The organism is Desulfomarina sp. (assembly GCF_054039375.1).
Genome location: NZ_JBPLBA010000098.1, coordinates 1 through 10823 on the forward strand (window position 1 = coordinate 1; position 10823 = coordinate 10823).

Here is a 10823-nt window from a genome sequence, read left to right on the forward strand (position 1 = left end):
CGGTCATCCTCCGCCGATCATTGGAAAGATGGCCAGCATGCAGTTTTCGTCCAGTGTTGAATCGAAAGCTGCATGCCTGGAATTGATCATCAGTACACCGACCTCTTCCCGGTCAATAGCAAGGGAGTCAACTATATCCCCGACCGTTGTTCCATCCGGGATTTCCCGGTCCTCAACCTTGAACCGGGAATCCCTGAAATGGGCAAAAAGTTTGATGGTTACCCGCATCTAGAAATCCCAGAACGTGGCGATTTCCTCATCGCTGAAATCAAAGACAGTATTGTGAGGCGGCAGCGGCTCGGTGTAAAAGAACTCGGGTAATCTGTCATCAGCCGCAGTGAAACCGGCAGCAGTGTTGAACGCGCGCTCCGTCTTGAGAATGCTCTGTCCCAGACTCACAACATCATCTCCGGTCAGGCTGAGATCGAACCGGGCGTTGAGCATATCCACCAGGGCCGGGAGGCATGTTTCATTGTCAAGGGCGGCAAAGGCGATAAAGAGACACATGCCGGTGGAATCGATGGCGGCGGTGGCCACCTGCAGGTTCCTGGACAGTTCGACCTGGCCCTCCTTGGTCAGGGGGTCGACACTGCCGCCGACGTTGAGAATATTGGTGGCAATTGTATATCCCATGGTATGATCAGCGCCCTGGGTTGAGGTGGCATAGGTTATGCCGATACCCTTGATGGCCCGGGGATCGTAGGCGGGAATGGCCTGGTTCTTGACCACCGGAACCCTGGTGAGCCCGAAAGCCCTGCCCACGGCTCCGGCGCCGTTGCCGATAATGCGACCGAGAGCACTCCCTCCGGCTACTTCTTCTTTCAGAATTCTGCATACACCGGCACCGTCACCAAATTCGAGCACACCACCCTCCATGGCTACCCCCATGGCCACTGAAGTCTCAATGGTGTCTATGCCGATGTCATCCATGATTCTGTCGGCTTCGGCAATATGATCGAGGTTTTCAACACAACAGTCAGCCCCCATGGCCCAGATGGATTCATATTCAAACCCGGAGGTGAGTTTTTCCTTTTTGGCATCATGATAGACCTGGGAACACTGGATGACGCATCCCGGGTGACAATTATGCTTGACCCTGCCGCCCCGTTCGAGGATGGTGTCATGCATGGTTTCACCGGAAATGGCTTCATGGCCGTCAAACTGACCACTGGTGAAGTTACGGGTGGGCAGTCCCCCGGCTTCGTTGATGATGTTGACCAGGACATTGGTTCCATATTGACCGAGTCCCTGGCTGATCGGGTGGTCAACAAGCGCCTTGGCAAAGATCCGGTTGGCCTGCTTGAATTTGTCCGGATCGGCAATGGCCACCTTTCCGTCTCTGGGGTCGATGGTGATAAATTTAATTTTCTTGGAGCCCATGACGGCACCAAGACCCCCACGGCCACTTGATCTGAGACCGCCATCCGGATCCTTGATGGAAATATTTGCGGCACCGAGCCGCATTTCTCCGGCCTGGCCGATGGTGAGGACGGCCTGCTTGCCTTCAAGCCGGTTATCGAGGACGGAGAGAACTTCAAAATTGCCCTTGCCTATCAATTCTGTTTCTTCATTGATGGTGATGCCCTCGGGAGTCAACGCCAGGCTGTACCATTTATCCGTATCCGGTTGACCTTCAATGATGATGGCCTTGCATCCTGCCCTGGCGAGGAGTTGTGCGGCTGTTCCACCTGCGTTAGACTCTTTAATGGTGCCGGTGAGGGGGCTTTTGGCACCGATGGAGATTCGTCCGGAGTTTGCGGCAACGGTGCCCGAGAGCAGACCCGGAGCGATAACCAGTTTATTGGCAGGACCAAGGGGGTGACAGGTGGGTTCCACTTCCGCCGCGACAATGGTTGAGGTGAGGCCGCGACCACCGTGTCCCGCCCATTGTGCCGGAACTTCCTCAACAGATGTGGTGAGAGTGGACATGTTTACACGAAAAATTCTATCAGTCATATTTTTCTCCTTTTGTCTGAAAATCCGCGACTTATGGTTGTATTGCCGCAGTCGGGATTTTTATTGTTTTTTTGTGGCTCGGTCATAGAGTCCGGCCATGCCGGTTGATGCAGATGGACGGAAAGTGAACAACAGAGCCTGAACCGTCATTGTTCATAAAGAACCTTGCCACAATCCCGCAGGTTATAACCTCCCAGGGAAAGAATTGTTTCATGAAAAGTGCTGTCTTCCCGAATCAGATCCAGAACGGTTTTTACCTTGCTCTCTCCAAGAAAAGCTTTTGGTATAATGAGATCGTAACGTTCTTCAGCAACAGGCACGAAGTCAAGACCCAGGGCATTGGCGGCAGCCCTGATCCCCAGCCCAGCATCCACGCTGTTGTTGGCCACCGCTGCGGCCACCGACATATGGGTATATTCTTCGTGGCCGTACCCCTGGATGTCAGCAGGATCGATTCCCTCTTCAGCCAGAATCTTGTCGGTCAACAGTCGAGTGCCTGCGCCATTCTGGCGATTGATAAAAGTATGACCTTTATCCGCCAGATCTTTGAAACCCTGAATGTTTCCAGGATTTCCGGGGGCGACAATCAGACCCTGCTCCCTGTAGCAGAGGTTGACGAGCTGCAGGGGAATATCCTTTAGAAATCGCCTGATAAAAGAAATATTGTATTCACCTGTATTCTCATCGAGCAAGTGAGTTCCGGCAATATGGGCTTCGCCCCTCCTGATGGCCATAATTCCACCCATGGAACCCACATGGGCGGACGATATACGGACAACGGGGCGTTGCCGATACAGCTGATTAGCCAGCAGATCAAGGATATTGTCGTGGCTGCCTATGAAAACAAGAGTCGCGTCAATCTCGTTGCGGGAGCGGAGAAGCTCGATCTTCACCTTCTCCCCGGCGCCCACGCCTTCGCTGCCGGTGGGGATGGTGAGCAGGCCGTCTCCACGAACCAGAGACATGACAACACCGGCACCTTTACCGGAAGGAGTGGCCATGAGGGTTTCACCCACCCTGCCCAGGGTGATCTGGACGAACTGGTCGACGCCCATGGCAGAGTGGAGGGGACGGGACATGACTGCTTCAATGATTTGCGGGTCGGGCAGTGGTAATGCCAGAAAATCATATATCATTTCACGGACAAAAAGACGCATGGTGAGCAGAGCGGAGACGGGATAACCCGGCAGGCCGATTACAGGTGTATCTTCGACCATTGCAAGAATGACTGGTTTTCCAGGCTTGATGGCCACCCCGTGAATAATGACTTCTCCCACTTCGGACAGGACCCTTGCACTGTAATCTCTGGTCCCGGCAGAAGCACCCGCGTTGAGGATGACTATATCGTTTTTCCGGGCCGCAGCCCTGATTGTTTCCTTGAGTTGTTCCGGATCGTCAAGCACCGGCAGGCCTCGTGAGGCCACGCAACCCCATTCATTGAGATAACCTGCAAGAATCCGCGAATTGAATTCGATAATATTCCCGGCCTTCGGGGCCTGGTCCGGCTGGATAAGTTCTGATCCTGTGGGAATCACACAGGCCTTCGGGGGACAACGGACTTCTATCTCAGTTACTCCAGTGGCCAGCATGGCACCCTGGTCAATAGGTCGGATCCTGTGTCCCTCCGGCAGGATCAGTTCCGTTGCCACCAGATCTTCACCGATGGTCCTGACGTGCTGCCAGGGGGTGGCGGGCATGTGCAGTTCCACATGGTCTTTGTCGACCTCATGAACATCCTCAATCATAACGACAGCGTTAAACCCTTCCGGAATGGCATTTCCAGTGTTGACGGGAACAAACCTCTCCCTGCTCAGCCGGACGGGAGCTGCCTCGGTGGCGCTGCTCAGGTCGGCAAAATGGACAGCAATTCCGTCCATTGCGGCCGCGTTGTAGGAGGGGGATGACCTGTGGGCAAAAACCGGGTGGGCGGTAATGCGGCCCAGGGAATCGTCGACTTTGACACTCTCCACCGGAGATTTTCTGTAGAACCCGTATTCTTCGAGTGCTTTTTTCCAGATGGTCAAGGCTTCTGCCAGGACCGTATTGCGTACATATATATTGTGTTGTCTGCTCATTGGTAGAGATATACAAGAACCTGATCATTCATGGAAACACCCTGGCTTTCCTCATCAATCACAAAAAATCCATCGGCCCGTGAGAGGGTGGAGATGGAACCGGATTTTCCAAGGATCGGGTAGGCCGTCCATGTGTCGTTCTCGAGTTTGAGTTTTACCCGCACCAGATCACGTCTGCCGGCAGCGGAATTGATATTACGGCTTAAAATACAGTTCAGGCCAGGCCTGGGAAGAATTTCGTTTTTCCCCTGGAGGGCGCGGATCGCCGGGCGGACAAAGAGATCAAAACAGACCAGGGCGGAAACCGGGTGACCTGGAAGACCAAAGAGTGGAGTGTCACCGCTCATGCCGATTAAAATGGGTTTACCCGGTTTGAGAGCGACACCGTGGACAAGGATTCCGGGGGGGCCGAGGGCCTCCACCGCCTGTTCACCGAGATCCCGTACACCAACGGAACTGCCCCCGGAAAAGAGCACGATATCATTTTCCTGTACAGCTTTTTCAAGAGCGGGAAAAAAAATGTCCTTATGATCAGAAACGATTCCGTAGTCGGTTACTTCTCCACCAAGTCGCCTGACCATTCCGGTGAGAGTCAGTGAATTTATGTTTCTTATCTGACCGGTCAGGGGTTTTTCCTGGAAAGGAATTATTTCATCGCCGGTGGAGACAATACCGACCCTGATTTTTTTATACACATTGATTTCGGCAATTCCAAGGCCGGCCAGCAGTCCAAGATCCTGGGGGCGGAGAAGATGTCCGCTGTTCAAAGCTGTGGTGTCCTGCTTTATATCCTCGCCTTTTTTGATAAGGTTTGTTCCGGCGCCCACTCCCTTGATGACCTCAATCATAGTGTCATCCACGGGAACGGTATGTTCAAGCATAACGACACTGTCGGCTCCTGATGGCAGCAGGCCGCCTGTCGGGATTTTAAAACAACACCCTTTTTTGACCTTGCCCTGCGCCATTTCCCCCATGATCACTTCTCCTGTAATATTCAGGTAACAGGGCATTGAATGACTGGCACCAAATGTGTCCGCCGCTCTCACCGCATAACCATCCATGGTTGAACGGTCCGTTTCCGGTAGATCTTCAGGAGAGATAACAGGATGGGAGAGGATTCGATCAAGAGCCTGATCCAGGGGGATCTGTTCTTCCTGCCTGGTCAGATTTTCAAGATTTTGTCTGAGAATCAGAAGGGCCTTTTCAACCGTAATCAAACCGGTTCTGCCGAGCATGTCTCTGGGATTGTCTGAGTTAGTCATGACCTGATCATTGTCAGTTTAATTCGGGGAATATTTGCAAGAAGAGAAGACAATTCTTCTTTGGGTACGGTTTTTCCGGAAAGTACACACTGTTTGATCTGTGAAAACAGCGAAGGACGTTTTGCCAGATAATTCAATAAATGTCCAGTCTTTATGGTGATGGAATTTCGCAGCAGTGCCTCACCCCGTTCAAAAGCGATGGAGTTAAACAGTTTGAGCGTGACAGTAATTTTTTCTGTTTCTCTATTGGCACTGTTTTTTTTGTCCGGTATAGTGCGCAGGGCGGCATGGAAACTGTTCCGTCTGAATATTGCCCCCGCAAGTCCAGGCATGGCTGCTGAAAGTGCAAGGACGGGTTTTTTACCGGAAAGAGGGGTGGTGAGATCATCTACAGCCGTGCCATCCAGGAAAATTGTCTGCACAATATCCGCGATGTAATCCACTGTAAAACCTGGCAGCCTGTTGAGAAAACGGGCGACAGGTTCATTTGGCGGACATTTTATTTCTATTCCTGACTGTAACAGAGTAGTATAAAATGATATGTCCCGGGGATCGATCGTGAGAGAAAGTTCCGCTGGTGGTATGGCTTTTTCCATAGACGATGCTCGAATTATTGTTGAATCCTGAACCGTTCCGGATTCGGAGAAAGGGGAAAGGATCGATGTCCGGTTTCATATTAGAATATTTCGGTGATTTTAGCAAAGCTAATGTAATTGGTCACAGGGGTAGCAACTCTATAATTTTATTATTTCTGAAGTTAATGTGGGATACGGGAGTCAAGATATCTTTTATTATAAACATCCAAAAACGGACAGACAATGACAGTTGACAGGTTGAAAAAATATGCGGGATATTCCGGTTTTTCCGGTCCCGTGGTACTGGTGATAATGGATGGTGTGGGCATCGGTGCCGGTGATGAAAGTGATGGCGTCCATGTGGCATATACCCCGGTTCTTGACCGGCTTTACCAGGAAAAACTGTTTACCCGTCTGAAGGCCCACGGATCCGCGGTCGGCCTGCCGTCGGAAAAGGATATGGGGAATTCCGAGGTGGGGCATAATGCCCTTGGTGCCGGCAGGATTTTCTCACAGGGGGCTCAGCTGGTGAATGATGCGATATCTTCCGGATCGGTTACTGCAGGATCAAGTTGGGAAAATATACGACAATGTGCCGGGGCGGGTGGAACAGTACATTTCATCGGTCTCGTTTCCGATGGTAATGTGCATAGCCATATAGATCATCTTTTTGGCCTGCTTGAGCAGTGCTCAGCAGACGGATTTAAAAGAGTCAGGGTGCACGCCCTTCTGGATGGACGTGATGTGGAGCCCAGAAGCGCCCTGAATTATATCAAACCCCTTGAAGAGAAATTGTCCCGGCTTTCGGAGCGCGGAGCTGATTATAAAATTGCTTCCGGGGGCGGCAGGATGATCACCACTATGGATCGCTATAATGCAAACTGGTCCGTTGTGGAAAGGGGATGGAAAGCCCATGTTCTTGGGGAAGGAAGGTTTTTTTCATCGGCTTCCGAGGCGGTGTCAAGTTATTACAGGGAAGACCCGGCGATGACGGATCAATATATGGAAAGTTTTGTCATTGCGGAGGATGATATTCCCGTTGGTACCATTGAGGATGGGGATGGTGTCATATTTTTTAATTTCAGGGGAGACCGGGCCATTGAGATATCCAGGGCATTTGAGGAAGAGGATTTCAGTGAATTTGACCGGGTGAGAAAACCTGATGTTTTTTATGCCGGATTGATGCAGTATGACGGCGATGCTGAAATACCAGCGAATTACCTGATCGAACCGCCGGCCATAGACAGAACCCTCGGAGAGTATCTCTGCGCGTCGGGAGTGAGTTCTTTTGCCATCTCAGAAACCCAGAAGTTTGGCCATGTGACCTATTTCTGGAACGGTAACAGGTCCGGCTATATTGATGAGGCGCTTGAGCTTTATGAAGAAATTCCGTCTGACAGGATTGAATTTGATCTGCGTCCCTGGATGAAAGCGGCGGAGATTACTGACAGGGTTCTTGAGATAATTAGTGAGGGCAACCATAAATTTATTCGCCTCAATCTGGCAAACGGGGACATGGTGGGGCATACCGGATTCCCGGCTTCTATCCGTATTGCTGTGGAAACTGTTGATATTTCGCTGAAAAGAATACTTGATGCAGTCCAAAAAGCCGGCGGAGTTGCCGTTATAACAGCTGATCATGGCAACGCCGATTGTATGTGGAAGGAGAAAAACGGCACAATTACACCCATGGTGGCTCATACCCTTAACCCAGTGCCTTTCATAGTGAAGGATTACAGCGACAGTAACTGTTTTACTCTGGATGAGATCGAAAACCCGGGACTGGCCAATGTTGCAGCGACCCTGTGTGTTCTTCTCGGTTTCAGTCCGCCGGATGATTATGAACCATCACTGCTTCAATGGAACCCCTTCGCGGAGGATTGTTGACGGAAGACTATGACTGAACGAATCAGCAAATCGGCAAAAAAAAGAAGATTCAAACAGGAAGAGGCGGCTGCCCTGGAGCTGTCCAATCTTTCCGACAGGGACCTCAAGGTGTTTCCCGGCAGCGATGCGGTGAAAGCTGAAATTTTAGCCTGCAGGGGACTCAAGGGTGGATCTCGGAAAAGACAGGTTAAATATCTTGCAAAGGTGATGCGACAGGATTCGATGGATGAACTGCTTGATTATCTGGCTGAGAAAAAAGGTTCAGCCCTGAAACGGACAATGGCCCATAAGGAAGCGGAGAGATTGAGGGATGTGGTCATCAATGAGGCGATGGATTTTCAGCAGTTCTGTCTGCAGAATGGAGAAGATTGGGAGCCGGACTGGCCCGGTGATGAAATTGCCTCCGTTGCTGCCGCCTATCCTTTGAACGAGAGAGAGTTGAGACAGTCCGTGTTCCAGTATACCAGAACACGGGTTCATTCCCATTACCGGGAAGTGTTCAGGATTCTGAAGGCGGCAGTAGACAAGAAAGCCATGCTGAACAGAATCAATCCGGAAAAGACCTGAATTGTAAAAATACCCACAAGTCAGCACCTCTTTGATTGTATTACCGCGAATTTATACTTTCTTGAATTCCCGGTAATACAATGCCAGTTAGACCTTAAAATTATTAACGATTGTTGTCAGCCTGCTGGAAAGATCATGCAAGGTGTCTGCGCTGGTTTTCACCTCACCGCTGCTTGCTGAAATATGCGTGGATGAGGTGTTGACTCTGGTGATATCCCTGGCAATGGAGTCTGCGACAACCGATATCTGGTTGACATTTTCATTAACTTCTCCCAGCCCCTGCGATGCCTGGGAAATGTTGGTTGCGATTTCCCCGGTCGCCGCAGACTGTTCTCCAACAGAGGTGGAAATGGTGGCGATTATTTCATTTACCTGCTTGATGACACTGCATATTTCATCAATTTCCTTTGTTGTACCCGAAGTGGTCACCTGAACTTCGTTGATCTGATTCTTAATATCGAAAGTCGCTTCAGCGGTCTGTTTGGCCAGTTCCTTGATTTCATTGGCAACCACGGCAAAACCTTTGCCCGCCTCTCCTGCCCGTGCCGCTTCGATTGTGGCATTGAGGGCCAGAAGGTTGGTCTGCTCCGAGATTTCCGTTATTGTTTCCGTAACCTTGTTGATGGCCTGGGCTGCAACAGAAAGTTCGCTGATTTTTTCGGATGTGCTTTCCGCCTGTTTAACAGCCTGTTCCGAAATGTCCCTGGCCTGCTCGGAGTTGGCCGCAATTTCACTGATTGTTGCCGTCATTTCTTCTGCAGCACTGGCCACCATTGTCGTATTTGTGGTCGATTCTTCCATGCCCGCGGCAACACTGTTCAGGTTTGAGCTCATTTCCTCAGCGGCAACGGCAACACTGTCTGAAAGTTGGGATGTCTCACCGGCATTGTCATGCAGTTGTCGGGAAATGGTGGAAAGACCTGTTGCGGACTGGGCCACTTTCTGGCTGTCTTCGGCAATCTGGGAGATTATTTTCTGTAGTTTTTCAATAAAAACATTAAACCAGGTTGCCATTTCACCAACTTCCTGTATCGGGGCCACGGGCAGCCGCATGGTGAGGTCTCCTTCACCTTCGGCAATATCTTTCAGGCCGGCAACGGCCTGGTTGATCGGCCGGATAAGGGCCTTCGAGGCAAAATAGATAAGGGTGGAAACAAGCAGAAGAGATATGGCACCGATTCCCATGGTGCTGTTTCTGATGGTCGTTGCTGCGCCAAGCAGTTCGTCACGGTTCTGGGTTATCCCTACGCTCCAGCCGGTGATCTTGATGGGAGCATAACCTGCGATCTTTTTGGTATTTTTGAATTCATACTGGTCTATACCACTTTTTCCGGCCAGCATGTTCCTGGTGATTGTCTCCATTCCCTTTAACGTGTTCAGATCGAGATTGAGTATGAATTTTTCCTTTGGATGAGCAATAATTACGCCGGAGTTGTTGATCATGAAGGCGTAACCCGTTTTACCGACGGTCTTGTCCGAAACCAGTTTTGTCAGGGTGGTTGCCTTCATGGGCATACCGAAAATGCCGAGAAATTCACCTGAATCCGAGATGATGGGGGCACAGACAACAGAAATGAGAACTCCTGTTGATTTGGAGCGAACCACATCCCCGACCACCGCTTTCAGGTTTTGCCTTGCCTGTTTGAAATAACCTCTGGAGGAGACATCAGAGCCCTTGTACTCTTTTCCTCCTGCTCTTTCACCTGTATACAATTTACCGTTCACATCGGTTACAAAAATACCGAGATAATTTGAGCCCAGGTGTTTATACTTTTTCTTCATATCAGCCCGAAGGATTTTTATATCTTCAACTGTTCCGGCTATTCCATTATTTTTTACCTTCTGTGCCACCGAGCGGACAAGGCTGTCTGATGCCAGGGCAAGCACAATTTTTTTCTCTTCAATGAGAATATGTTCCACCAGGGTCGCCAGGTCTTCGGCTCCCGACCGGGCATTGGTCGTCGCAAGGTGCTCAAGAGCCCTGGATGCTTTATTGGTTGAAAGATAGCCGACAACAAGAAGAGGGAGAATTACGGCAATACAGCCTCCGGCAATGAGACGGAATCCAATAGATTTAGTATTCATAATGGGTGTATAGTGTAATATTTTTGTAAACAGCCAGAACCGGATGTCCGTGTAATGGCGATTTCATTGATTTATTATTGAGGAGCATGGTGATGGTATCAATTCCCGCCCCAAGTATGCACTTCAGATATTTAATGGTATGAAAAAAAACAGGACTCAGTCAAGGAAGAACAGGAAAGATTTTAATTTATTTTATCTCTGTTTTTCTTTCTATAGCGGGAGTTTTGTCAGGTTTATGGGAAAATGATTGCGGAAATTATAAAAAGATTTAAGGGAGATTTGAATGTCGATTAAGGCACTTGCGCTGGAATTGTATCGTGCCCACAGAGTGGTGCATGAGACCAGGAGAACTTTGGAAAAAGCGTCTGCCGATGAGCAGGAAACATTGCAGAATAAACTTAAAAAAGCAGAAAATG

8 protein-coding genes are annotated in these 10823 nt (G+C 50.1%); 2 read left to right on the forward strand and 6 right to left on the reverse strand.

Features of this window, described 5'->3' with window-relative positions; genetic code table 11:
* Window positions 1–3: 3 nt before the first annotated feature.
* From ACXLDX_RS05475 to ACXLDX_RS05495, 5 genes are all read right to left on the reverse strand, one after another.
* Entirely contained in the window at window positions 4–228 is a 225-nt protein-coding gene (locus tag ACXLDX_RS05475) for a MoaD/ThiS family protein (RefSeq protein ID WP_457576189.1), read from the reverse strand.
* Complete coding sequence (locus ACXLDX_RS05480; RefSeq protein ID WP_457576190.1) at window positions 229–1956, reverse strand: aldehyde ferredoxin oxidoreductase C-terminal domain-containing protein; 1728 nt, start codon at window positions 1954–1956, stop codon at window positions 229–231. It lies immediately after the preceding gene.
* 146 nt (window positions 1957–2102) lie between these two features.
* Complete coding sequence (locus ACXLDX_RS05485; RefSeq protein WP_457576191.1) at window positions 2103–4031, reverse strand: molybdopterin biosynthesis protein; 1929 nt, start codon at window positions 4029–4031, stop codon at window positions 2103–2105.
* Complete coding sequence (locus tag ACXLDX_RS05490) at window positions 4028–5293, reverse strand: molybdopterin molybdotransferase MoeA (RefSeq protein WP_457576192.1); 1266 nt, start codon at window positions 5291–5293, stop codon at window positions 4028–4030. Before ACXLDX_RS05490 ends, ACXLDX_RS05485 begins: the two co-directional genes overlap by 4 nt.
* Window positions 5290–5889 (reverse strand): hypothetical protein, encoded by a 600-nt coding sequence (locus ACXLDX_RS05495; RefSeq protein WP_457576193.1) that lies wholly within the window; start codon window positions 5887–5889, stop codon window positions 5290–5292. Before ACXLDX_RS05495 ends, ACXLDX_RS05490 begins: the two co-directional genes overlap by 4 nt.
* A 222-nt stretch (window positions 5890–6111) precedes the next feature.
* Here ACXLDX_RS05495 and gpmI point away from each other — a divergent pair, with 222 nt between their 5' ends.
* Both gpmI and ACXLDX_RS05505 read left to right on the forward strand, forming a co-directional pair.
* On the forward strand, window positions 6112–7755 hold the full coding sequence (gene gpmI / locus ACXLDX_RS05500; RefSeq protein WP_457576194.1) for a 2,3-bisphosphoglycerate-independent phosphoglycerate mutase: 1644 nt from the start codon (window positions 6112–6114) through the stop codon (window positions 7753–7755).
* A 9-nt stretch (window positions 7756–7764) separates the two neighbouring features.
* Window positions 7765–8322 carry a DarP family protein gene (locus tag ACXLDX_RS05505; protein ID WP_457576195.1) on the forward strand — a complete coding sequence of 186 codons (558 nt, stop codon included), beginning with the start codon at window positions 7765–7767 and terminating at the stop codon, window positions 8320–8322.
* A gap of 87 nt (window positions 8323–8409) precedes the next feature.
* Here the strand turns inward: ACXLDX_RS05505 and ACXLDX_RS05510 are convergent, their stop codons facing one another.
* On the reverse strand, window positions 8410–10407 hold the full coding sequence (locus tag ACXLDX_RS05510) for a methyl-accepting chemotaxis protein (protein WP_457576196.1): 1998 nt from the start codon (window positions 10405–10407) through the stop codon (window positions 8410–8412).
* Between the last annotated feature and the right edge of the window lie 416 nt (window positions 10408–10823).